This is a genomic window from Nocardia sp. NPDC050712 (assembly GCF_040654295.1).
Lineage (GTDB): Bacteria > Actinomycetota > Actinomycetes > Mycobacteriales > Mycobacteriaceae > Nocardia.
Window position 1 is genome coordinate 1,871,302 of sequence record NZ_JBFAHT010000001.1, and the last position, 24,144, is coordinate 1,895,445.

General features: G+C 68.1%; 21 protein-coding genes. 15 read left to right on the forward strand and 6 right to left on the reverse strand.

The window, feature by feature from the left end; genetic code table 11:
- Positions 1-50: 50 nt before the first annotated feature.
- Positions 51-1,562 (reverse strand): TIGR02677 family protein, encoded by a 1,512-nt coding sequence (locus tag AB0H76_RS09035; RefSeq protein ID WP_357320545.1) that lies wholly within the window; start codon positions 1,560-1,562, stop codon positions 51-53.
- A gap of 268 nt (positions 1,563-1,830) precedes the next feature.
- Here AB0H76_RS09035 and AB0H76_RS09040 point away from each other — a divergent pair, with 268 nt between their 5' ends.
- On the forward strand, positions 1,831-2,358 hold the full coding sequence (locus AB0H76_RS09040; protein ID WP_357319518.1) for a hypothetical protein: 528 nt from the start codon (positions 1,831-1,833) through the stop codon (positions 2,356-2,358).
- A gap of 19 nt (positions 2,359-2,377) precedes the next feature.
- Here AB0H76_RS09040 and AB0H76_RS09045 read toward each other — a convergent pair whose 3' ends face one another.
- Positions 2,378-3,493, reverse strand: coding sequence for an XRE family transcriptional regulator (locus AB0H76_RS09045; RefSeq protein ID WP_357319521.1), 1,116 nt, complete (start codon positions 3,491-3,493; stop codon positions 2,378-2,380).
- A gap of 323 nt (positions 3,494-3,816) precedes the next feature.
- Here AB0H76_RS09045 and AB0H76_RS09050 point away from each other — a divergent pair, with 323 nt between their 5' ends.
- Positions 3,817-4,152, forward strand: a complete 336-nt coding sequence (locus AB0H76_RS09050; RefSeq protein ID WP_357319524.1) for a hypothetical protein — start codon at positions 3,817-3,819, stop codon at positions 4,150-4,152.
- 41 nt (positions 4,153-4,193) lie between these two features.
- On the opposite strand, the gene AB0H76_RS09055 is transcribed toward AB0H76_RS09050, so the two are convergent.
- Entirely contained in the window at positions 4,194-5,078 is an 885-nt protein-coding gene (locus AB0H76_RS09055; RefSeq protein ID WP_357319527.1) for a PAC2 family protein, read from the reverse strand.
- Between the two features lie 155 nt (positions 5,079-5,233).
- On the opposite strand from AB0H76_RS09055, the gene metH reads away from it, so the two are divergent.
- The 10 genes from metH (at position 5,234) to AB0H76_RS09105 (ending at position 17,890) form a co-directional block, all read left to right on the forward strand.
- Complete coding sequence (gene metH, locus AB0H76_RS09060) at positions 5,234-8,830, forward strand: methionine synthase (RefSeq protein WP_357319529.1); 3,597 nt, start codon at positions 5,234-5,236, stop codon at positions 8,828-8,830.
- 282 nt (positions 8,831-9,112) lie between these two features.
- A complete protein-coding gene (locus AB0H76_RS09065) occupies positions 9,113-10,723 on the forward strand; it encodes a serine/threonine-protein kinase (RefSeq protein WP_357319532.1) in 1,611 nt (536 codons plus the stop codon).
- Positions 10,724-10,791: 68 nt separating this feature from the next.
- Complete coding sequence (locus AB0H76_RS09070; RefSeq protein WP_357319534.1) at positions 10,792-11,460, forward strand: HAD family phosphatase; 669 nt, start codon at positions 10,792-10,794, stop codon at positions 11,458-11,460.
- 232 nt (positions 11,461-11,692) lie between these two features.
- Positions 11,693-12,550 carry an arpA protein gene (locus AB0H76_RS09075; RefSeq protein ID WP_357319537.1) on the forward strand — a complete coding sequence of 286 codons (858 nt, stop codon included), beginning with the start codon at positions 11,693-11,695 and terminating at the stop codon, positions 12,548-12,550.
- A gap of 34 nt (positions 12,551-12,584) precedes the next feature.
- Positions 12,585-13,430: a class I SAM-dependent methyltransferase gene (locus AB0H76_RS09080; RefSeq protein ID WP_357319540.1), complete on the forward strand. Its 846-nt coding sequence runs from the start codon at positions 12,585-12,587 to the stop codon at positions 13,428-13,430.
- The gene (locus AB0H76_RS09085) at positions 13,427-15,238 is read left to right on the forward strand and encodes a choline/carnitine O-acyltransferase (protein WP_357319543.1); all 1,812 of its coding nucleotides are present in this window, start codon (positions 13,427-13,429) and stop codon (positions 15,236-15,238) included. The genes AB0H76_RS09080 and AB0H76_RS09085 overlap by 4 nt, the downstream gene beginning before the upstream one ends.
- Before the next feature lie 89 nt (positions 15,239-15,327).
- On the forward strand, positions 15,328-15,591 hold the full coding sequence (locus AB0H76_RS09090; RefSeq protein WP_194813789.1) for a phosphoribosyl-ATP diphosphatase: 264 nt from the start codon (positions 15,328-15,330) through the stop codon (positions 15,589-15,591).
- Positions 15,592-15,638: 47 nt separating this feature from the next.
- Positions 15,639-16,490 carry an ATP phosphoribosyltransferase gene (gene hisG / locus AB0H76_RS09095; protein WP_357319546.1) on the forward strand — a complete coding sequence of 284 codons (852 nt, stop codon included), beginning with the start codon at positions 15,639-15,641 and terminating at the stop codon, positions 16,488-16,490.
- A 108-nt stretch (positions 16,491-16,598) separates the two neighbouring features.
- On the forward strand, positions 16,599-16,751 hold the full coding sequence (locus tag AB0H76_RS09100) for a hypothetical protein (protein ID WP_357319548.1): 153 nt from the start codon (positions 16,599-16,601) through the stop codon (positions 16,749-16,751).
- A complete protein-coding gene (locus AB0H76_RS09105) occupies positions 16,751-17,890 on the forward strand; it encodes a putative sulfate exporter family transporter (protein WP_357319551.1) in 1,140 nt (379 codons plus the stop codon). The genes AB0H76_RS09100 and AB0H76_RS09105 overlap by 1 nt, the downstream gene beginning before the upstream one ends.
- 22 nt (positions 17,891-17,912) lie before the next feature.
- Here AB0H76_RS09105 and AB0H76_RS09110 read toward each other — a convergent pair whose 3' ends face one another.
- Positions 17,913-18,821 (reverse strand): RecB family exonuclease, encoded by a 909-nt coding sequence (locus AB0H76_RS09110; protein WP_357319554.1) that lies wholly within the window; start codon positions 18,819-18,821, stop codon positions 17,913-17,915.
- A gap of 56 nt (positions 18,822-18,877) precedes the next feature.
- Here AB0H76_RS09110 and AB0H76_RS09115 point away from each other — a divergent pair, with 56 nt between their 5' ends.
- Positions 18,878-19,711, forward strand: a complete 834-nt coding sequence (locus AB0H76_RS09115) for a tRNA (adenine-N1)-methyltransferase (protein ID WP_357319557.1) — start codon at positions 18,878-18,880, stop codon at positions 19,709-19,711.
- 1 nt (position 19,712) lies between these two features.
- Here AB0H76_RS09115 and AB0H76_RS09120 read toward each other — a convergent pair whose 3' ends face one another.
- A complete protein-coding gene (locus AB0H76_RS09120) occupies positions 19,713-20,189 on the reverse strand; it encodes a hypothetical protein (RefSeq protein WP_357319560.1) in 477 nt (158 codons plus the stop codon).
- 214 nt (positions 20,190-20,403) lie between these two features.
- On the opposite strand from AB0H76_RS09120, the gene arc reads away from it, so the two are divergent.
- Together arc and AB0H76_RS09130 are read left to right on the forward strand one after the other, a co-directional pair.
- Positions 20,404-22,164, forward strand: coding sequence for a proteasome ATPase (gene arc / locus AB0H76_RS09125; protein WP_357319563.1), 1,761 nt, complete (start codon positions 20,404-20,406; stop codon positions 22,162-22,164).
- A 156-nt stretch (positions 22,165-22,320) separates the two neighbouring features.
- Positions 22,321-22,941, forward strand: coding sequence for a hypothetical protein (locus tag AB0H76_RS09130; RefSeq protein WP_357319566.1), 621 nt, complete (start codon positions 22,321-22,323; stop codon positions 22,939-22,941).
- Between the two features lie 58 nt (positions 22,942-22,999).
- On the opposite strand, the gene AB0H76_RS09135 is transcribed toward AB0H76_RS09130, so the two are convergent.
- On the reverse strand, positions 23,000-23,704 hold the full coding sequence (locus AB0H76_RS09135; protein WP_357319569.1) for a peptidylprolyl isomerase: 705 nt from the start codon (positions 23,702-23,704) through the stop codon (positions 23,000-23,002).
- Between the last annotated feature and the right edge of the window lie 440 nt (positions 23,705-24,144).

The window sequence follows — 24,144 nt, forward strand, 5'->3', positions numbered from 1 at the left end:
GCCTCCACGAGTTCGGGGGACACATAGATCGAAATGTCGGCCGCGGTGCGTCACGCGCGACCGCCCTTCGCCCGCACGTCGAGCTTGCGGCCGTTGAGATGGAGCAGCCCGCGGGAGGTGCGGACCACGGTCGAACCCGGATGACTCGAGACCGTCAGCGTCACACCGTTGTCGGACCCGGTGGTGCCCTCGACCCGGCCGCTGACCGGCACCCACGCCGTCGACGCCGCGTCGAGCAGCCGCAGCAGCACCTCGGTCTCGCCGTCGTCCAGTTCGCGCTCGTAGATATTCGCCGACGCCAGCGATTTCGCGGCCTCGGCGCGCGCCCGCTGCGCGCCCAACTGGGCTTCGCGCAACCGGCGGACGCTCGCGTCGTTGCGCTGGATCCGGGCCGGCGCGCCCGCCTGCGGTGGCCGGCCGGTCTCGGCCAGGGTGCGCGAGATCTCCAAAGGCGGTGCTTCCCACCAGGACCGGCCCGGCGGAATCAGATCCGCGTCCGGGTGCTCCATCGACAGGTGCCGCGGGCGGCCCAGGCCGAACACCGTGTCGAACAGTGCGTGCGCGCTGTCGGTGGACGGCGCGGCGTTGAACCAGCCGGCCAGGTGCCGCAGTGCCGACTCCCGGCTGACCCCGCCGCGGCGCGTCTCGGTGACCCGCCGCAGCAGCGACAGCACCGCCGCGATCGCGCTCATCGTCGCCTCGCGCAGCCGGTCCGCCTCGGTGGAATCGCCCGGCTCCGCCGCCACGAACCAGGTGCGCAGGCCCTGCCAGCGCGCCCGCCAATCCGCCTCCCGCTCCTGCGGACTCAGCAGCACCCGCTCGTCGCAGCCCGCAGCCCGTTCGATCAGCTCGTCGACGCCGGTCTCCTCGATGTCGCCGATCGCGTTCGCCAGGCGCGGCGCGAACCGCGCCAGATCCATGCTGAAGTCGCGCATGTGCGCCAGCAGCGCGTCCTTGTGCACGAGAAACGCCTCCGGCGTGATCTCGGTGGTGCGCACCATATCGCCGAGCGAGAGATAGAAATGCGCCGCCCGCGCCGCCATGTCGGTGAGCGCGGCATCCAGGCGCCGCAGCGTGCGATACACCCGCTCGGCATCGCCGGCGGTGTTCGCCGCGGCCAGCGCGTTCAGGTCGGCCAGCAACTCCGGCAGCACCAGCCGCGACAGCGCCGCCTCGTCCAGCCGCGCCGCGAGCACCCCCGCGACCGCCCGATACGCCTGGAACCCCGCCTGCGAGAACTGATACACGTAATGCCGATTGCGGTATTCGGCCAGCGTCGCCGCCCGCGTCCCGTCATAGGACCGCTCCAGCACACCCCACTGATGCAACTGATCAAGCAGCGGCCCGATCTCGGCCCCGCTCAACTCCGCCGCCCCCGCACTGTTACGCCGAATCCACTCCGCCACATCATCGGCATGCAGCAACACCACATACGCGGCCCGCGCACTGTCGAACGCCCGCAACACCCACAGGTAGTCGCCGCGCTTCTCCGCGGTCGCGAAGGAGAACAGTCGCAGCCGCTCGTCGCTGAATTCGAAGTCGGCCCGCTGCGTCTCTTCCAGCGCAGGCCCGTCGGCGGAGTCGGTCACCGGGAACAGGGTAGTAGCGGGTAGGTCGCCCTCCGACGGAAGAACCCCGCGTGTCCGGTTTGCGGCGTGTTCGCCAAGCCGGGAATGACCTGCCACTTCGGCACTTCGACGTGCGCGCCACCGCTGCCCGCTTGGCTACAGTTGTCCGAATCCGGCAACCCTGTGGTTTCGCTCACTGCCTGATTCGACTGCGCTACTTGGGCTCCGCCGCCTCCCGGCGGAAACATTCTCGACGAGTTGGATGAATGACGTGGGCGATCGAGACACGATCAAGGAGTACGAGGACCGCTGGGTGCTGCAACCGATGCGCGGGAGTCGGGTTGTGCGCACGATCTGGCATACCGGCGAGGTCGAATTCGTCACGGATAGGTCGTTTCGGATCGTGGTCGGGCTCGGAGCTGAGATGGCGTACGGGTCCATAGCCGAGGATGCGCCGGGTCGGCACGCTCTCACCTATTGGCCACAGGCCGAAGTGGAGCGGATGGTCTCGGCACCGATTCTGTCGCCGGTGCTGTTCAAATCCGGGGGCTTGCGCATCGCCCTCGGCAATGGGTGGCGACTGATCGTTCCCGAGCGCGGCCCCGAAGTCTCCGCCATGGTGTTCTTCGAGGACACCCTGATGTGGGATAGATCCGAAGTGTTCTCCCCGGCAGTGTTTCCCATTGCCGCCATCGATCCGTGGACCGGGCAGCGAATAGTGGCGCCACCGTGGCCGCCGCGTCCCGATGATCTCTCTGTCGGCACGAACTCGGACGACATCAACGGGTGAAAATGATTGGTGGACGGGCCTACTCCGGCGACAGCGACCGTAACTGATCGAGGTAGATGCGGGTGCGGGGGTCGCAGGGGAAGCGTTCGATGATTTCGCGGGCGGCTTCGCCGGCGATCCACATGAGGGAGGGGAGGGAGCGGCGTTTGCCGGAGAAGGCGCGCATGCCTTCGTCTACGGCGAGTTCGAGATCGCGGTTGCGGACGGCGACGACGGCGAGGGTGAGGTGGGCCTCGGAGACGCGCATCGGGTTGCGGATGGTGCCGTCGGCGCGGGTGGAGTTGCGGATCACTTCGCGGGCATAGGTTTCCGCGAGTTTGTCCTCGCCGGCGACGCGGCAGCAGTCCATGGCGTAGAAGTCGAACTTCTGTGGGTCGACGACGAAGTGGTTGTCGAGATTGATGGGTGGTTCGAGTCGCTCTAAGATCGCTCGGCCGGTGCCGAGGGCCCGTTCGACCTCCGCGCGGTCGCCGATACGGGCCCAGGCCTTGGCGCGCTGGGCGGCCAGCTGAACACCCACGCCAAGGGATCTGGACGGGTCGAGAGCGTTGTCGGCCGCCTCGATGGCACCCCGGTAGTTACCTTGGGTCAGGGCGAACCAGGCCGACATTTCCGCGCCCCAGCCGATGATCTCGGGATGGTCGGCTTCGTGCCCGAGCGAGCAGGCGGCGCGGCGGGTGGCTTCGGCGGAGGTGCGCCGGCCCAGGTCGTAGTCGACGCAGCCGACGAGCAGCGCGACCCACCCGGCCAGCACCAGGATTTCGCGGTGCTGGGCCAGGGTGAGCCGGCCGTCGAGCAGCGAGGTGATGCGGCGCAACCAGGCGGTTCCCTCGCTGTGCAGGGAATGCGGGTCGGCGTAAGGGTATTCGCAGCACAGCCGTTCGGCGGTGATCCGGATGGCGTCCAGGGTGGCCGCCGAGACATCGGACATCCGCAGGCGGCCAATGAATTCCAGCGTGTCCATCCCGGTCGCGGAGAGTAGTTCGTCGTCGCGGTTGGGCCGGGATTTGGGGAAGAACGCCGCGGTCACGGTGTCGAAGGCGGCGGCGATGATGGGGGCGTAGAAGTCGTCGGGGCGGGACTCGCCCGACTCCCAGCGGCGCCAATTACGCAGTAGCGTACTGTCTGTCGGCAAATTGTGCGACGATTTGGCGCGCATTACCCGCACGGCATCGGCTTGGGACCACCCCCTGGCGTCGCGCTCGGAGCGCATCCGGACAGCCCAGACGGGTCGATCGTCTCCAGCGGCCACGGTCCAAGTATCGCACCAGTTAACGCTCAGCGGACCGAATAGGGCACAGAGATGTCATCGGGTTGACACCTGCATTTGCAACATGGCGTCCGACATCCTGAAGAAGGAACGGCTACAGTTTGCCGATCTACTGCCCCACATCGCATTACCCCCGCTCCGGGGGATCCGAACAATGCACTGGCGACCCATGACCAACGGAGGTTCGGGTGGAAGCGTTGATCTATGGATACTTGCGGGACGATTTGGCCGACGGCCACTGCGAGGAGCTCGAAGACGCGATGAGCACCCTCGCGGAGGCCGAAGGACTCTGCTTCGCCGCGACTTTCCATGAATCGACTTCGGGTGACGGCACGGCGTTCGCCGAGCTGACGCAGGAACTCAAGCGCGCCGACGCGCACCACGTCGTGGTTCCCTCACTCGATCATTTTGCCGGCCAGACGATTCCCCGCGACATCTTGATCGCGAAGCTGGCCCAGGACGCGTCGGCCCAGGTGTGGACCGTCGAAGACCTGCAGGGTCCGCCCGGCCACATCGAAGCCTGAGGGTCAGGCGCGACGGATCGTCGCGCCTGCCCCCCGGATGATTACAGCCCGAAACTCCCGGGACCTCGCCTGCGCAGGTACTTTTCGAACTCGGCCGCGATGGCGTCGCCGTCGATCTTGGCGATGGCCTCGTTCATGTCGACCGCCGCGTCGCCGCGTTCCTCCAGCGAGCGCACGTACTCGCTGATCTCCTCGTCGCCGACGGTCATCTCGTTGACGGCGCCTTCCCAGTCCTCGGCCTGCTTGGGCAGTTCACCGAGCGGGACCTCGATGTCGAGCACATCCTCGACCCGGTGCAGTAACGCGATGGTGGCCTTGGGGTTGGGCGGCTGGGAGACGTAGTGCGGCACCGCCGCCCAGAACGACACCGCGGGCACGCCGGCGCGCACGCACTGATCCTGCAGGACCCCGGTGATACCGGTCGGTCCCTCGTAGCGGGTCTGTTCCAGGTTGAAGCGCTCGGCGGCTTCCTTGCTGTAGGCGGACCCGGTGACCGGCACCGGCCGGGTATGCGGGGTGTCGGCGAGCAACGCGCCCAGGATGACCACCGTGTTCACACCCAGCTGCTCGATCATCGCGAGCAGCTCACCGCAGAAACTCCGCCAGCGCATATTCGGTTCGATACCGCGCAGCAGCACCACGTCGCGCTCGCTGCCGGGCGGCGAGCACACCGACAGGCTGGTGGACGGCCACTGGATCTCCCTGGTCACGCCGTCGACCTGGCGCACCGTCGGACGGTTCACCTGGTAGTCGTAGTAGTCCTCGGAATCGAGTTCCGCTAGGGGCTCGGCGTCCCAGATCAGTTCCAAATGCTCCACCGCGCCACTGGCCGCGTCACCCGCGTCGTTCCAGCCCTCGAAGGCGGCGACCAGCACGGGATCCCGCAGCGTCGGCAGTTCCGACTCGGGAGTTTCACTGGGGTTCACCCGTTCACCCTACGGTGTGGGCACGGCACGCGCTGTGTCATATAGGAAGGACACGGCCGCGGTCCGCAGCGTGTGTGTGGTCTGGCACACGTCCCTCTCACCTGCGGTGGTGGCGGTTGATAGGTATGTCGGCGGTGCCCTTTAGGCTTGTACGCATGTCTGCGTCCCGATCCGCCGCGTTCGATACCACGCTTCTCGACACGCTGTCTCGCCGTGTCGTCATCGGCGACGGTGCGATGGGCACCATGTTGCAGGCGGCGGACCTGACGCTCGACGATTTCCGCGGCCTGGAGGGCTGCAACGAGATCCTCAACGACACCCGCCCCGATGTGCTGCGGCATATCCATCGCGCGTACTTCGAGGCCGGCGCGGACGCGGTCGAGACCAATACCTTCGGCTGCAACCTGCCGAACCTGGCCGACTACGACATCGCCGACCGGATCCGCGATCTGTCCGAGAAGGGCACCCGCCTGGCCCGCGAGGTCGCCGACGAGATGGGCCCGTCCGCGGACGGCACCCCCCGGTACGTGCTGGGCTCGATGGGCCCCGGCACCAAGCTGCCGACCCTGGGCCACGCGCCCTACACCGTGCTGCGCGACGCCTATGTCGAGTCCGCGCTCGGCATGCTCGACGGCGGCGCCGACGCCATCCTGATCGAAACCTGTCAGGACCTGCTCCAGGTGAAGGCCGCGATCACCGGCAGCCGCCGCGCGATGGAGCAGGCCGGGCGCCGGATCCCGATCATCACCCACGTCACCGTGGAGACCACCGGAACCATGCTGGTCGGTTCCGAGATCGGCGCGGCCCTGGCCGCGCTGGAGCCGCTCGGCATCGACATGATCGGCCTGAACTGCGCCACCGGCCCGGCCGAGATGAGCGAGCACCTGCGCCACCTGTCCAAGCACGCGCAGCTGCCGGTGTCGGTGATGCCGAACGCCGGTCTGCCGGTGCTCGGCCCGAACGGCGCGGAATACCCCTTGACGCCTGAGGAATTGGCGATCGCGCTGCGCGGGTTCGTCTCCGAGTACGGCTTGGCCCTGGTCGGCGGCTGCTGCGGCACCACACCCGAGCACATCCGTCAGGTCGCCGAGGCGGTGCGCGAGGTGGAGAAGTCGCTGCCCGCCGTCGAGGAGCGCCGGCACCCCGAGCACGAGCCGAGCGTGTCCAGCATGTACACGGCGGTGCCGTTCGAGCAGGACGCCTCGATCATGATGATCGGCGAGCGCACCAACGCCAACGGCTCCAAGGCTTTCCGTGAGGCGATGCTCGCCGAGGACTGGCAGAAGTGCCTCGATATCGCCAAGGACCAGACCCGCGACGGCGCGCACATGCTCGACCTGTGCGTCGACTACGTCGGCCGTGACGGCGCCAAGGACATGGAAGCCCTGGCCGCGCGGCTGGCGACCTCCTCCACCCTGCCGATCATGCTGGACTCCACCGAAACCCCCGTCCTGCAAGCCGGTTTGGAACACCTCGGCGGCCGGTGCGCGGTGAACTCGGTCAACTACGAGGACGGCGACGGCCCGGAATCGCGGTTCCAGCAGACCATGGCCTTGGTCGCCGAGCACGGCGCCGCCGTGGTGGCCCTGACCATCGACGAGGAGGGTCAGGCCCGCACCGCCGAGACCAAGGTCGCGATCGCCGAGCGCCTGATCGCCGACATCACCGGCAACTGGGGTCTGCTCGAATCCGACATCATCATCGACACCCTGACCTTCACCCTGGGCACCGGCCAGGAGGAGTCGCGCAAGGACGGCATCGAAACCATCGAGGCCATCCGCCTGCTCAAGCGGAAGCACCCGCAGGTGCAGACCACGCTGGGCCTGTCCAACATCTCCTTCGGCCTGAACCCGGCCGCGCGCCAGGTGCTGAACTCGGTGTTCATGCACGAATGTGTCGAGGCCGGTTTGGATTCGGCGATCGTGCACGCCTCCAAGATCCTGCCGATGGCCCGGATCCCGGAGGAGCAGCGCCAGACCGCGCTGGATCTCGTCTACGACCGGCGCGGTGAGGATTACGACCCGCTGCAGAAGCTGATGGCGCTGTTCGAGGGTGTGTCGACCTCCTCGACCAAGGCCTCCCGCCAGGAAGAACTCGCGGCGCTGCCGCTGTTCGAACGCCTGGAACGGCGCATCGTCGACGGCGAGAAGGCCGGGATGGACGCCGATCTGGAAGCGGCCATGGCCGAGGTGCCGCCGCTGCAGATCATCAACGAGACCCTGCTCTCGGGCATGAAGACCGTCGGTGAGCTGTTCGGCTCGGGCCAGATGCAGCTGCCGTTCGTGCTGCAGTCGGCCGAGGTGATGAAAACCGCCGTCGCCTACCTGGAACCGCACATGGAGGCCACCGACGATTCCGGCAAGGGCCGGATCGTGCTGGCAACGGTCAAGGGCGACGTGCACGACATCGGCAAGAACCTGGTCGACATCATCCTGTCCAACAACGGCTACGAGGTCGTCAACCTCGGCATCAAGCAGCCGATCGCCACCATCCTCGACGCCGCCGTGGACAAGAAGGCCGACGTCATCGGCATGTCCGGGCTGCTGGTGAAGTCGACGGTGATCATGAAGGAGAACCTGCAGGAGCTCAACGCCAAGGGCGTGGCCGAGCAGTTCCCGGTCCTGCTCGGCGGTGCCGCGCTGACCCGCTCCTACGTCGAGCAGGACCTCACCGAGGTCTACGAGGGCCACGTGCACTACGCCCGCGACGCGTTCGAGGGCCTGCGGCTGATGGACGAGATCATGACCGTCAAGCGCGGCGGCGGCATCGACCCGAACAGCCCGCAGGCCATCGCCGAGCGCGAGAAGACCGCCGAGCGCAAGGCCCGGCACGAGCGGTCCAAGCGGATCGCCGAGGAGCGCAAGGCCAAAGAGGTGCCGGTCGTGGTGCCCGAGCGCTCCGACGTGGCCGCGGACCTGCCCGTGCCGGTGCCGCCGTTCTGGGGCACCCGTGTCATCAAGGGCGTTGCGCTGCAGGATTACTCGGGGCTGCTCGACGAGCGCGCCCTGTTCCTGGGCCAGTGGGGCCTGCGCGGCCAGCGCGGCGGCGAGGGGCCCAGCTACGAGGAACTGGTCGAGACCGAGGGCCGGCCCCGGCTGCGGTACTGGCTGGACCGCCTCTCCACCGAGAACGTGCTCCAGCACGCCGCGCTGGTCTACGGCTATTTCCCGGCAGTGTCGGAGGGCGATGACGTCATCGTGCTCACCGAGCCGAATCCCGATGCCCCCGAACGGTATCGGTTCACCTTCCCGCGCCAGCAGCGCGACCGGTTCCTGTGCATCGCCGACTTCATCCGCTCCCGCGCCAAGGCGAAGGAGACCGGTCAGGTGGATGTGCTGCCGTTCCAGCTGGTCACCATGGGGCAGCCGATCGCCGATTTCGCCAACGAGCTCTTCGCCGGCGACAACTACCGCGACTACCTCGAGGTGCACGGGATCGGCGTGCAGCTCACCGAGGCGCTGGCCGAGTACTGGCACCGCCGGGTCCGTGAGGAACTGACGGTGGAGGGCCATGCGGTCGCCGAATCCGACCCCACCGATGTCCAGGACTACTTCAAGCTCGGCTACCGTGGCGCTCGCTACTCCTTCGGTTACGGCGCCTGCCCCGATCTGGAGGACCGGGCCAAACTGGTCGACCTGCTCCAGGCCGGCCGGATCGGTGTCGTCCTGTCCGAGGAACTGCAGCTGCATCCCGAGCAGTCGACCGACGCGTTCGTGCTGCTGCATCCGGAGGCGAAGTACTTCAATGCCTAGGTAATCCGACCGAGTGGGACGTTGTGACGGTCCTCACTCGGTCGGCCAGGGTCCATCGTCCGCGTAATCGCATGTCGCGGAACGTAAATCAGGGCGTTATCCGGTACCGGCAGGCACGGGATTCGACTCGTCGGCAAGAAGTTACCCGGCGAGTTGGTGGATGTCTGTCGGGTGGGTATGCCATTGTCGAAGCTGTTGCAACTGCATCCGGGGCAGTCGGCGGATGCGAACGCCACCCAACTGCCCTCGAGCTCGGCGTGAAAGCAGGAGGGGCACAACCCAATGACCGCGGACCGGTTGATCGCTGGACGGTATCGGCTGACAGATCCGATCGGTACCGGTGCCATGGGTGTGGTGTGGCGTGCCACCGATGTCCGACTACGGCGCACGGTCGCGGTCAAGCAGTTGATCCTCGGCCCGGGGCTCTCGCGCTCCGCCGCGCTGGAGGCGAAGCTGCGGGCGATGCGGGAGGGCCGGATCGCGGCCCGACTACATCACCCCAACGCCATCACCGTCTTCGACGTGGCCGAGGAAGACGGCCAGCCCTGGCTGGTCATGGAATACATGAACGCCCCCAGCCTGGCGGCCAAGCTCTCCGGCCATCAGACGCTCCCGTTCGACGAGGTCGCCCGCATCGGCGCGCAGGCCGCGGCCGCGCTGTCCGCCGCGCACGAGGCCGGCATCATGCACCGCGACGTCAAGCCCGCCAACATCCTGGTCGCCGACGACGGCACCGTGAAGATCACCGACTTCGGCATCTCCCGCGCCGTCGGCGACGTCACCGTCACGGCCACCGGTTTCCTGGCCGGCACCCCGGCCTACCTGGCCCCGGAGGTAGCGCGCGGGGAGAACCCCGAACCGTCCTCCGATGTCTTCGCCCTCGGCTCGACCCTGTACGCGGCCGTCGAGGGTCTGCCGCCGTTCGGCGAGGGTGACAATCCGCTGGCCGTGCTGCATTCCGTGGCCCGGGGGCAGATCCCGCCGCCGAAGCAGGCAGGCGAGCTCGCCCCGGTGCTGCTGCGGCTGCTCGCACCCAATATCGATGCCCGCCCGACCATGCGGGAGGCCCGCGAAGCCCTCGAAGCCGTTGCGGCCGGGCGGGTTCCGGCCTTGGCCGCCGCTCCGGTGAACACCAAGGTCATGCCCGCTCCCGGCGGGGACGCCACCACCGTGCTGTCCGCGCCCGGCGACAAGGATGGCGCCACCGAATTCATCCCGGCCGCCGCGCCCGCGGCCCAGCACGCCAGCCCGCCGCCACCCCCGAGAGCCAGCGACACGCTGCGCGGGGGAGCGGGCGAGGGTGGCGGTCCGAACAAGCAGACCCTGGCGCTGGTGGCGATTGCCGGCGTGGCCGTACTGCTGGCCGCGTTCCTGCTGCTGACCCGCAACTCGGGGGACGAGTCGCCGCCGGTGGCCCAGCAGAGCAATACCACCGAGCCCGCCGCGCCGTCGTCGGCCGAGGGCGGCGCGCCGGTGCAGCGCGAGCCGCAGAATCCGCCGACGAGCACCACCACCGCACCGCCGAGCAGCACGACCACGCCGCCGCCGTCCACCACGACGCCCCCGCCGACCACCACACCGGCCGGTCCGCCGACGCCGGAGAAGGTCGCGCAGTTCATCCAGGGCTACTACAGCATGCTGCCGGGCAATATCGACGGCGCCTGGAGTCAGCTCTCGCCCAGCTACCAGGCCCAGACCGGCGGCCTCGGCGCCTACACCTCGTTCTGGCGCTCGATCCGGTCCGTCCAGGTCGGCAACGTGAACCCGAGTGGTGACGGTGCCACCGCCTCGATCAGCTACGTGAAGACCAACGGCCAGACCAGCACCGAGACCCGCTGGTTCCGGGTCTCCTCCGAGACCGGCCGCCTGCTCATCTCCGCGTCCAACGCCTGACCATTACCCTGGTGAACGATCCGGCGACCAGCCGGGTCCCGGATCGCTTACTAGGAGATGCACCGAACGTGACAGCGCTGGCCGCGGTTCTCTGGGATATGGATGGCACGCTGCTCGATTCGGAGAAGCTGTGGGACATCGCCGTTCGTGAACTCGCCCGGGAGCTCGGGCACGAGATGACCGACGAGATCCGGCACGCGCTGATCGGCAGCGCCGGCCCGGACGCCATGCGCATCATCTTCACCGGCCTCGGCCTGGAGCCGACGGTGGGCGCGGTGGAGAAGGCGCGGGATTTCCTGGAACGCCGCGTCGCCGAGCTGATGACCGGCCCGATCCCGTGGCGCCCCGGCGCGAAGGACGCCCTGGCCATGGTTCGCGCGGCGGGCCTGCGCAGCGCGCTGGTCACCAACACCCAGCGCTCCCTGGCCGAATACGGCCTGGACACCCTGGGTCGCGACTTCTTCGACGTCTCGATCTGTGGCGACGAGGTTCTGGCGGGCAAGCCGGACCCCGCCATCTACCTGCGCGCCGCCGAACTGCTCGGCGTCGACCCGAAACACTGTGTCGCCATCGAGGATTCCCCCACCGGTGCGCGGGCGGCGGAGGCCGCCGGCTGCGCGGTGCTGGTCGTGCCCTGCGAGATAGCGGTCCCGCCCGGACCGGGCCGCGTATTCCGCGACACCCTGGTCGGGCTCACGCACGCCGACCTGGCGCGGGTGCGACGCGACATCGCCTGATCCGGGCCGCGAGAGTTCCTGTCCCGCAACATAACTGCCACCAAGTGTGGGTATATGTCGGTGGGGTGCTACGCGCGGCTCGCGCGGTGCCGCCGACGGGTCGGGTGGCGGCGCACAAAGGCCTGTGAGAAATGTTGTCCTACAACACAACTGGTCTGTTGACCGACTGTGACAGTGCTCACGGGCAGATCATTTCGGCGCGCGGATCGGATCGGTCGACAAAAATAGCGTCATGACAGTGCCGGGGGACTTGGAAGAGCTCGTCGACACCGCCCGCTATCCGCTGGCGGATCCCGCGAGTGCGGGCCGCAGCGCGGTGGTGGCGCAGGCGCGCGCGGAGCTGGCCGATCATGGCTGCACGGTGCTGCGCGGGTTCATCCGGCCCGAGCTGGTCGAGACGCTGCGGGCGCAGGGCGCGGCGCTGGCGCCGCACGCGCACTACGAGAGCGAACAGGTCAACGCCTACAACATTCCGCTCGATGCCGAACTGCCGCCGGACCATCCGGGCCGGATCGTGCTGGAACGCGGCAACGCCTTCGTGGCGCGCGACCGGATCCCCGCTGCCGCGCTGATCCACCGGCTCTACACCGATGCCGCGTTCCAGCGTTTCGTCGCCGACTGTTTCGGCCTGGCCGAGCTGCACGAATTCGCCGACCCGCTGGCGGGATTGTGCCTGAACGTGGTGGCGCCCGGCATGTCGCACCCCTGGCATTTCGACACCAACGAATTCACCGTCAGCATGCTCACCCAGCCCGCCGAGTCCGGCGGCGTCTTCGAGTACTGCCCCAATATTCGTGCGCCGCAGGCGGAGAACCTCGACGCCGTCCGCAGCGTGCTCACCGGCTCCGGCGCAGGCCACATCCAGCGCCTGGAGCTGCGCCCCGGAGATCTACAGCTCTTCCAGGGCCGCTTCTCCCTGCATCGCGTCTCGCCGGTATCCGGTGCCGCACAACGGCATTCGGCGATCTTCGCCTACACCGACCGTCCGGGTGTGATCGGCACCGTGGAACGAACCCGCCAACTGTTCGGCCGCGTCCTGCCCGATCACCTAGCCGCCCGCGCGGTCCGCGGCGACCAACTGCTCGACTGAGCGGCACCGCGCCCGCTCGAGAGGAACGACGACTGTGCCAGTGCCGTTGCATACGACCGGGAAAGCCTCCTTCGACGACATCTACGACCGTCCCGATCCTCGCGATTACTACTCCCGCCTGGCCGATCTGGACTACCGCATACCGGAATTGGCCCGCCCGCACTTCGAACAGCAGATCCGCGAGTGCCGCGCCGCGACCGGCGCCGCCGTCCTGACCGTCCTGGACATCGGGTGCTCCTACGGCGTCAACGCCGCTTTGCTGCGGCTGGGCACCGATATGGCGGAATTGTCCCGGCACTACGGCGACGCGGCCGACCTCACCCGCACCGAGCTGATCGCCCGCGATCGCGCCCGGCTGGCCACCGCGGCACAGCGGCCGGAGCTGCGCTTCCTCGGCATGGACGCCTCCCGGCCCGCACTGGACTACGCGCAGGCAGCGGGCCTGCTGGACGACACCGTGCACGCCGATCTGGAAGCCACCGAACCCACCGACGAGCAACGCGACCTGCTGGCCACCGCCGACCTGGTGATCTCCACCGGCTGCGTCGGCTACGTGACCGAGAAGACACTGGCGCGGATCGCGGCCGTGCGCCCCCAGCGCCCGCCGTGGATGGCGCATTTCGTGTTGCGAATGTTCGATTTCGCGCCGATCGAGGCGGAACTGGCGACACTGGGGTATCGCACCGAGCGACTACCCGGAATGTTCGAGCAGCGCCGGTTCGCCTCGGCCGGCGAACGTGCGCAAGTGCTCGACCAGCTGGCCGCGAAGGGCATCGACACCGCCGACCACGAAGACCAAGGCCGGCTCTACGCCAATCTCTACCTGTCCCGCCCCGAAATTCCCCGCACCATCGCATCGAATACGAGGAATCCCAGTTGAGTGATCGAACCTTTGCCGCCGACGACCACCTGCCCCGGGTGCCGCTGCCGACATTGGAGGACAGCGGCGAGCGTTTCCTGCGGTGGTGCGCCCCGTTGCTCACCGCCGCGGAATACGCGACCACCGAGGCCGCGGTCGCCGATCTGCTGCGCCCGGACGGCCCGGGCGCGACGTTGCAGGCGGCCCTCGCCGAATACGATCAGACCCCGGGCGTGGGCAGCTGGCTCGACCTGTTCTGGCCCTCGCGCTACCTCGGCCGCCGCGACCGCATCGCGCTGAACGCGAACTTCTTCTTCCTGTTCCGCGACGACACGGCGCTGGCGGCGTCCACCAGCGCGGACCAGGTGGACCGGGCGGCCGCGATCGTCTCGGCCGCGGTCGCCTACAAGCTCGCCCTGGACACCGAGACCGTCGAGGCCGCCACCCAGCGCGGTCAGCAACTGACGATGTGGCAGCACAAATACCTGTTCTCCGAGACCAGAATTCCCGGTGCGGAGCAGGACAGCGTGCGCGCGCCCTACAGCGCGGAAGCGCCCGGGCCCTCGACCGCGCGCCACATCGTGGTGTTCGCACGCGGCAACGCGTTCCGCCTCGACGTCATCGGTCCCGACGGCGCGCCCTACGCCTTCGACGACCTGACCACGGCCCTGCGCAACGTGCTGGACACCGCGCAGCCCGCCGCCGCCGACACCGCCGTGGGGCACCTCACCACCAAGGCCCGCGCGGAATGGGCGGCCGACCGGGCGGCGCTGCGCGCCGAGCCGGTCAACGTCGCGGCATTGGAGACGATCGAGACCGCGCTGTTCTGCCTGTGCCTGGAAGACCTCGCCCCGCTCGACACCTTGCAGGCCTGCGACCAGCTCCTGCACGGCGACAGCGGCAACCGCTGGTTCGACAAGGCGGTCTCCTTCCTGGTCTTCGGTGACGGCCGGGCGGGGATCAACGTCGAGCACTGCAACCTGGACGGCACCACCATCCTGTCCTTCGTGGACAGCCTGCTGGAAACGCCCGTCGCGGAGCACACCGCGCGTTCGGGTGCGCGCTCGCAGGGCGCCCCGCTCGCCAGGCCGATCGAATTCGTGCTGACCGAGGCGCAGCGTGCCGATATCGCGGCCGCGGGCGCGGACTTCGCGCGCTACGCCGCGGAAAACGCCACCACCACGGTCTCTTTCGAGGATTTCGGCACCACCCGGGCCAAGCAGCTCGGCATCTCGCCGGACGCGTTCGCGCAGCTGAGCTACCAGCTCGCGCATCGGCGCACCAAGGGCTTCACCGGCGCCACCTACGAATCCATCGCCACCCGGCAGTGGCGCAACGGGCGGACCGAGGCGATGCGGGTGGTGACGCCGGAGCTGGTGGCCTTCGTCGACGCGATGCAGGACGACGCGGCCGATCACGAGGCCCGGCTGGCGGCGGCCTCGACCGCGGCCCGCGCCCACGTCGAGCGCGCCAAACAGTGCCAAGCCGGCGAGGCGCCCGAGCAGCACCTCTGGGAACTGCAGTGGATCCAGCGCCGCCGGGGCGCCGAGCTCGGCGTCACCGAGCCGATCCCGCTCTACGACAGCCCGGGCTGGCAGATCATGCGCAACGACTACCTGAGCACCAGTTCCGCGCCCTCGGTCAATATCGAGTACTTCGGTTTCGGGTCCACCAGCCCGACCTGCATCGGCGTCGCGTATGTGCTGCTGCCGGACCGCTGGAATCTCTACCTCGCCACCCCGGAACCGGTCGCCGACCAGATGCACGCCTTCGCGGGCCACTTGCGCACGGCGGTCGCGGATCTGACGGCGCTGCTCAGCGCGCGGTAGCGCACCGCCGGGACACCCCGCCCGGGCCATTCGTGGTCCGCGGCGGGGTGAGCAACCCGGCCGCATCCGGGTCTGAAAGAATCTCCTCCGTGAAGAACTTCGAATCCCTGTTCGCCGAGCTGCAGGATCGTGCCGCCACCCGCCCCGCGGGTTCGGGCACCGTGGCCGCATTGGACGCCGGCGTGCATGCCCAGGGTAAGAAGGTGCTCGAGGAGGCCGGCGAGGTCTGGCTGGCCGCCGAGCACGAGAGCGACGAGTCGCTCGCCGAGGAGATCTCGCAGCTGCTCTACTGGGTTCAGGTGCTGATGGTGGGCCGGGGGCTGAAGCTCGAAGACGTGTACCGACATCTGTGATGTCCGCACCTCTTCCCGCTGACCCTCCCCGAAAGGAAACCCCTCCCATGCTGCGCGTCGCAGTCCCCAACAAGGGCGCTCTGTCCGAATCCGCCACCTCCATCCTGGCCGAGGCCGGCTACCGCAAGCGCACCGATTCCCGCGATCTGACCGTGCTGGATCCGGCCAACCAGGTGGAGTTCTTCTTCCTGCGGCCCAAGGACATCGCCATCTACGTCGGCTCCGGCGAGCTCGACCTCGGCATCACCGGCCGTGATCTCGCGCTGGATTCCGGTGCGCCGGTACAGGAACGGCTCTCGCTCGGCTTCGGCCGCTCCACCTTCCGCTACGCCGCACCCGCCGGGCGCGAATGGCAGGTCGCGGACCTGCAGGACAAGCGCATCGCGACCTCCTACCCGAGCCTGGTGCTGGCCGACCTGCAGGCCAACGGCGTCGAGGCCGAGGTGATCCGCCTGGACGGCGCGGTGGAGATCTCCATCCAGCTCGGCGTCGCCGACGCCATCGCCGACGTGGTCGGCTCCGGTCGCACCCTGCGCCAGCACAACCTGGTCGCGTTCGGCCCCTCGCTGTGCGACTCCGAGGGCGTGCTGATCGAGCAGGTCGGCTCCGACCAGAACGAGCGGGCCCGCAACCAGCTCATCGCCCGCATCCAGGGCGTGGTCTTCGGCCAGCAGTACATCATGCTGGACTACGACTGCCCGCGGGAACTGCTGGAGCAGGCCGTCAAGATCACTCCCGGCCTCGAATCGCCCACGGTCTCGCCGCTGGCCGACGAGAACTGGATCGCGATCCGCGCCATGGTGCCGCGCAAGCAAGGCAACGAGGTCATGGACCAGCTCGCGGATCTGGGCGCCAAGGCGATCCTGGCCTTCGATATCCGGTCCTGCCGCGCCTTCTGACTCCTGGCGCGTCCACCGATGAATTCACGGTGAGCACAACGGGTGTGCGCGGTTTTCGGCCGTCGTACCTTGTGTCCTTCAGATGAGGAACGCAAGGAGTCACCGACCGTGTCGCAGCCACCACCCGAGGAAAGCCCGGGCCGCACTTTTGCTTTGAACGAGGACTGGCTGGCGGCGATCGTCGGCCTGATCCTCATCGCGCTGGTCCTGGCCGGGGCGATCCCGGCCTGGCTGGTGTCGCCGGAATGGCTGGTGAAGTGATGTCCGAGCAAACCGCGGAGACACCGGTCAAGTCGGAAACGGCCGCGCTACAGGCGATTCCGAAGCCGTCCAAGGGCGAGATCGCGGCGGGCATCGCCGTGGTGCTCGCTCTCGGCCTGGTGACCCGCTACCTGGACGCGCACGGGCCGATCTGGGCCAAGGACACGCCGTTCCAGCGCATCGCCAAGTCGGTCGAGTTCCCGGTGTACGCCATCGTGCTCGGCCTGATCGGCAACGTGGTGCTCACGAAGTTGAATCTGCGGGAACGGCTTTCGGCCGGATTCCGCACCGAGTTCTTCATCAAGACCGGCGTGGTGCTGCTCGGCGCCTCGATCAACCTGAAGATCCTGGTGACCGCGGCGGGCCCGTCGATCCTGCAGGCGCTGCTGCTGATCACCGCGGTGTTCGGCTTCACCTGGTGGTTCGGCGGCGTGCTCGGCCTGGACGACAAGCTGCGCGCGCTGCTGTCCTCGGCGGTGTCGATCTGCGGTGTGAGCGCGGCCATCGCCGCCGCGGGCGCGGTGCAGGCCAAGCGCGAGCAGATCGCCTACGCGGCCTCGCTGGTGATCATCTTCGCGCTGCCCTCGATCTTCCTCCTGCCGTGGCTGGCCGACGTGCTCAACCTGTCGGACGCGGTGGCGGGTGCGTGGATCGGCGGCAATATCGACACCACCGCCGCGGTCGCCGCGTCCGGTGCGCTGGCGGGCGAGGACGCGCTCAAGATCGCCACCATCGTCAAGACCACCCAGAACGCCCTGATCGGCGTCGTGGCGATCGCGCTGACGGCCTACTTCACCCTGCGGGTGGAGCGACAGCCCGGTGCGGCCCGGCCCTCGGCCCGCCAGTTCTTCGAGCGGTTCCCGAAGTTCGTCCTCGGGTTCGTGGCGGCGTCGGTGATCGGCACCCTCTACCTGCAGTCGGCGGACAAGAAGAGCGGCGCCGCGCATATCGCGATCGTCAACGATCTGCGCACCTCGTTCCTGATCCTGGCATTCGTCTCGATCGGCCTGGAGTTCTCGCTGCGCGGGCTGCGCGAGGCGGGCTGGCGGCCGATCGCCGTGTTCGGCTCCGCGGTCGTCGTCAACCTGATTGTCGGCCTGGGCCTTTCGGTACTGCTGTTCCGTAACTTCAGTATCTGAGCGGGACGCCGGCCGGCGCCGTCTACTCCGCGACGGCGTCGGCCAGCGTCTCCTCGGGCGACTCCTGGACACCGGCGGGCCAGCCGGGATAGGGCGGGGGAGTGCCACCGAAGGCGGGGCACAGGGGTTTGTAGTCGCAATAGCCGCACAGCCAGCTGGTGTTCGGCTGGAACTCGCCGGTGCGCCCGGCCTCCAGAATCGCCTCCCACAATGCCGAGAGGGTGCGCTCGAAGCGGAGCAGCTCCTCCTCGTCGGGGGCGTAGGTCAGGATCTGCTCATCGGACAGGTAGATCAGGCGCAGCTGCGCGGGCAGGATGCCGCGCACGCGTAAGACCATGAGCGCGTAGAACTTCAGCTGGAACAGCGCCTTGGTCTCCTGGGCGAGCCCGGGGGCGCGGCCGCTCTTGTAATCGACCACCCGCAGCTCGCCCGTGGGCGCGACATCGATCCGGTCGACGAACCCGCGCAGCACCACGCCGTCGCCGAGCTCCACCTCGACCTGCGCCTCCCGCGATTCCGGCTCGAAGCGCGTCGGATCTTCCAGGCGGTAGTAGCTGTCGAGCAGCGTGCGCACCTCGCCGAGGAACTGTTCCAGCCCGTCCGTGTCGATCAGCGACCCGACCTCGGGGCGGCCCGCCAGCACGCGGGCCCAGGCCGGCGCGATCAGCGCGGCCGCACGCTCGGGCACGCGGTCGGGCGCCGGCAGGCCGTACAGGTCTTCCAGGACGGCGTGCACCACCGTGCCGCGCACCGCGCCGCGCGACGGCGCCTCGGGGATCCGATCGATCGCTCGCAGCCGGTATTTCAGCGGGCACTGTTTGAAATCGATTGCCCGCGAGGGCGACAGCGCCGGCCTGCGCCGCGCCGAAACACGCTCCGGCCCGGCCTCGGGGGTGAGATCGGCGGGGGGCTTGCACGCGGACGCAGACATACCTGGCAGGCTATCCGGGGGCACTGACATAAAGACAGCAAGCGGAACGGAGATACATGACGGCCAGACGGACCGGGCCTTTCACCATCGGTGACCGGGTGCAGCTGACCGATGCCAAGGGGCGGCTCTACACGGTCGTCCTGGAGGAGGGCAAGGAGTTCCACACCCATCGCGGCGGCATCAAGCACGACGCGCTGATCGGCGCCGACGAGGGCACGGTGGTCACCTCCACCAACAACACCCCGTATCTGGCGCTGCGCCCGCTGCTGGTCGATTACGTGCTCTCGATGCCCCGCGGCGCGGCCGTCATCTACCCGAAGGACGCCGCCCAGATCGTGCACGAGGGCGACATGTTCCCCGGCGCGCGCGTGCTGGAGGCCGGCGCGGGCTCCGGCGCGCTGACTTGCTCGCTGTTGCGCGCGGTCGGCCCGCAGGGTGAGGTCATCTCCTACGAGATCCGCGACGACCACGCCGAGCACGCCGTCCGGAACGTGGAGACGTTCTTCGGCGAACGTCCGGCTAACTGGTCGCTGACGGTCGCCGACGTCGCGAACTACGACGGCGCGCCCGTGGATCGGGTCGTGCTGGACATGCTGGCCCCCTGGGACGCCCTGCCGGCGGTATCCAAGGCGCTGGTTCCCGGCGGTGTCCTGATCGTCTATGTGGCGACCGTCACGCAGTTGTCGAAAGTAGTCGAGGCGCTGCGCGAACAGGAGTGCTGGACCGAGCCGCGGTCCTGGGAATCCATGGTCCGGGGCTGGCACGTGGTCGGCCTCGCGGTGCGGCCCGAGCACCGTATGCAGGGCCACACCGCGTTCCTGGTGAGCGCGCGCCGCCTGGCCGAGGGTACGGTCACCCCGAAACCGCAGCGGCGGCCCTCGAAGGGCTGAGCTAGGGCGCGCAGGGCGCCACGAAAGCCAGCATGGTGCACGCGCTCGCGTCCGTCAGCTTCCACTTGCCATCGACATGTTCCCAGGTCATGGGCATGGCGGGCGCGGCGCCGTGCGGCGAGGTGGTGACCACCTGCGCGGTCGCCTTGGTGCCCTCGACCTTGACGTCGCTGACCGCGAAGGTCAGCGCGCCGTAGCCCGCGAGCGCCTGGTTCAACGCTTCGATGTTGGCCTGGCGCTTGGCGCCGTCGACGACGACCGCGGTCTTGTCGGCGGTCGGCTTGGCCGGATCAGCCAGCAGCAGCAGCGTGGCCTGCAGGTCAGCGGCCGAAGGGGCGGTCGCGGCGGCGTGGTCGCCGTGACCCGCGGCACTGGTTGTCGCCGAGGTACTGGTGCCGGTGGCGGTGTCGGACTTATCGTCGGAACCACAACCGGTTACACCGGCCGTAACGGCAAGGGCCACCAGGGCGCTAGCCATAGACAGACGGACTTTCCCTTTGGGAAGGAGCATTGAGTCAGCAACCTTTCGGCTCGAGCGGCGAGAGTGCTCGCCAGGTTCGGGTTAGGGCAGGCTAACATGGATGGATGGCGGTCGATCGCAGCCCAGATGTGATCACGACGAAACCGTGTCGGAAGGCGAGAACCGTTCACGCCCGGTAGCGTTGATAGACCGGGACTGGGAGGAGCAGCACATGAGCCCCATCGAGAATTCGGATTCGGCGGCCTGGAGAGAGCTCGAGGCGGTACGCGCCGAAGCAGCTGCGCTCCGCAGGCAACTTGCCGATTCACCCGATCGCGCACGGGAATTGGAGTCCCGCGTAGATTCGCTGACCATTCGCAATACCAAGCTGATGGACACCCTCAAGGAAGCGCGGCAGCAACTCGTCGCGTTGCGCGAGGAAGTCGATCGGCTCGGCCAGCCGCCGAGCGGATACGGCGTGCTGATCGGGGTGTATGACGATCAGACGGTCGACGTGTTCACCTCCGGGCGCAAGATGCGGTTGACCTGTTCGCCGAACATCGATACCGCGACCCTCGAATACGGCCAGACGGTCCGCCTCAACGAGGCGCTCACCGTCGTGGAGGCCGGCGTCTACGACGCGGTCGGCGAAATCGGCAGTCTGCGAGAGATTCTCGACGACGGACGCCGCGCGCTGGTGGTCGGCCATGCCGACGAGGAGCGGGTGGTGTGGCTGGCGGGTCCGCTGTCCAAGCTCGCCGAGGAAGACGATATGGACGATCCCGATCGTCCGATTCGCAAACTGCGGCCGGGTGATTCGCTGCTGGTCGACAGCAAGGCGGGTTTCGCGTTCGAGCGCATCCCCAAGGCCGAGGTCGAAGACCTGGTGCTGGAGGAAGTGCCGGATGTCGATTACACCGACATCGGTGGCCTGGGCCGGCAGATCGAGCAGATCCGCGACGCCGTGGAGCTGCCCTTCCTGCACAAGGACCTGTTCCGCGAGTACGCGCTGCGCCCGCCCAAGGGCGTGCTGCTCTACGGTCCGCCCGGTTGCGGTAAGACGCTGATCGCCAAGGCCGTCGCCAACTCGCTGGCCAAGAAGATCGCCGAAGCCCGCGGTGAGGATGCCAAGGAGGCCAAGTCCTTCTTCCTCAACATCAAGGGTCCCGAGCTGCTGAACAAGTTCGTCGGCGAGACCGAGCGTCACATCCGGATCATCTTCCAGCGGGCCCGGGAGAAGGCTTCGGAAGGCACCCCGGTGATCGTGTTCTTCGACGAGATGGACTCGATCTTCCGCACCCGTGGTTCGGGCGTCTCCTCCGATGTGGAGACCACCGTTGTGCCGCAGCTGCTTTCGGAGATCGACGGTGTCGAAGGCCTGGAGAACGTCATCGTCATCGGCGCCTCCAACCGCGAGGACATGATCGACCCCGCGATCCTGCGCCCCGGCCGCCTCGATGTGAAGATCAAGATCGAGCGTCCGGACGCGGAGTCGGCACAGGACATCTTCTCCAAGTACCTGATCGACAATCTGCCGCTGCACGCCGACGATCTCGCCGAATTCGGCGGGGACAAGTCGGCTTGCCTGCGCGCGATGATCGATCGGGTCGTGGAACGGATGTACGCCGAGAGCGAGGACAACCGCTTCCTGGAGGTCACCTACGCCAACGGTGACAAGGAGGTCCTGTACTTCAAGGACTTCAACTCCGGCGCCATGATCCAGAACATCGTGGACCGGGCCAAGAAGTACGCCATCAAGGCCGTCCTCGACAGCGGCACGCCGGGCCTGCGCATCCAGCATCTCTTCGATTCGATCGTGGACGAGTTCGCCGAGAACGAGGACTTGCCCAACACCACGAATCCCGATGACTGGGCACGCATCTCGGGCAAGAAGGGCGAGCGGATCGTCTACATCCGCACGCTGGTCACCGGCAAGAACGCCAGTGCCAGCCGCGCTATCGACACCGAGTCGAATACGGGTCAGTACCTGTAAGACGCAGTCGCAGAGGCCGCGCTTCCGTTCGGAAGCGCGGCTTTTGTGTGCGGAAAGGGTTTCACTCGGCGCCCCGGCGGCGATACTCGTGTGCCAGGTCATTGGAAATCGGACAATCCGGGTAGCGTTTCCGGTGCCGATTGAGGAGGAGATCGAATGTCTTACCCGCCGCCCGAGCCCTACCCGAGTTCGCCGGAGCCCTATCCGGGCTCCTACCAGCCCTACGGTCCGGGGGCGGGCGCCAAGCCGCCGGTCCCGCCGAGCGTGCAGAACGCCTTCTACGCGATGCTCGCGGGCGCCGGGTTGACCGTGCTGAGCACGCTGCTGATCTTCACCCAGCTCGATGCCGTGCGCGAGGAACTGCTGAAGCAGGAGACCGGTGAGCTCAGCCAGGAAACGCTGGATTCGCTGGTGGTGTTCTCGGTCGCCATCGGGGTCGTCGTGAACCTGATCTCCGCGGGCCTGTGGATCTGGATGGCCTTCGCCAATCGGGCGGGCAAGAACTGGGCCCGGATCACCGCGTCGGTCTTCTTCGGCCTGAACACCCTGTTCGTGGTCCTCGGGCTGGTGGGTGCCGGGGTACTGGGCACGACCGGTGGCAATAGTCCGGTGAGCCTGATCTCGAGCGGGCTGCTCTGGCTGGTCGGGCTCGCCGCGATCGTGCTGCTGTGGCAGAAGCAGTCCAGCGCCTTCTTCAAGCCCGCGCCGCCCGCGGGGCAGGGTCCGCCACCGGGCTATGGTCCGCCGCCGGGGTACGCCCCGCCGCCGAACGCCTGAGCTCGACCCGAAGGGCCGCGTTTCCACCCGGAAACGCGGCCCTTCGCGGTGTGCAGGGTCAGTTCTTCACGGCCACCGAGTCGATCACCACGTCCGCGGCCGGTGCGCCGTCGCTCGTGCCGTCCTTGGTGCCGCCGTCGGCGACCGCGGTGAGCTTGTCCATGCCGGCCGTGACCTTGCCGAACGGCGTGTAGTTCGGCGGCAGCTGGGAGTCCTTGGTGACCAGGAAGAACTGGCTGCCGTTGGTGTTGGGGCCCGCGTTGGCCATCGCGAGGGTGCCCGCGGGGTAGGTGGCGCCCGCCAGGTTCTCGTCGGGGACCTGGTAGCCGGGGCCGCCGGTGCCGGTGCCGGTGGGATCGCCGCACTGGAGCACGAAGATGCCCTGGGTGGTCAGGCGGTGGCAGCGGGTGTGGTTGTAGTAGTTCTCGTTGGCCAGGAAGACGAACGAGTTGACCGTGCGCGGGGCCTTGGCCGCGTCCAGCGCGATGCTGACCGCACCGCAGCTGGTGTTGAGCGTCGCGGTGTAGTTCGTGCCCGGATCGAGGGACATGCCGGGCTCCGCGGGCCACTGCTTGCCGTTGGGCTGACCGGCATCGGGGGTGCAGTTCGGCACTGCGGCGGCGGCCTGGGGCATTGCCACCACACTTCCGAGACCGAGCACCGCCAGGGCCGCTCCGGCGGCGAAAAGTCGCGCGCCGCCTAGGATCCGCCGCTGCTGTCCCTTACGCGTGCCGTGGACGAATTGCCGCTGTTCGCTGCTCAACGTTCTCCAGTCTCCTTCAGTAGGTTCGCGCATCGGGCGATGCTGTGCGGCATCATGCCACCTCGCGCGAGAACGCGGAGCGGGATGCGCAGACAGGAGTGCGCGGGTGCGGTATCGTCACGCTGGCTGTGCGCCACGCCACTCGAAGGGCCGGAGGCGCATAACCGGAGCCGGAAACTCGTTGTCCACCGCGCCGTTTCCCGCTCAGTGGACTTTTTCCGCGAATTCGCCGATCAAACGGTTGTGAATCATTCATGCTTCACATTGCTCGGCCCGCAAGGGTGGGTCGACAGAAGATGAGGAGCACCATCATGAGCGGATCTGCAGCGGATTTCATTGTCGACGTGCTGGTCAAGACGATTACGCAGCTGATCAGCGGCAGCGCCGGCTAGGCCGCCACACCTTCGGAGGCCGCGTTTCCCGCTGGGGGACGCGGCCTT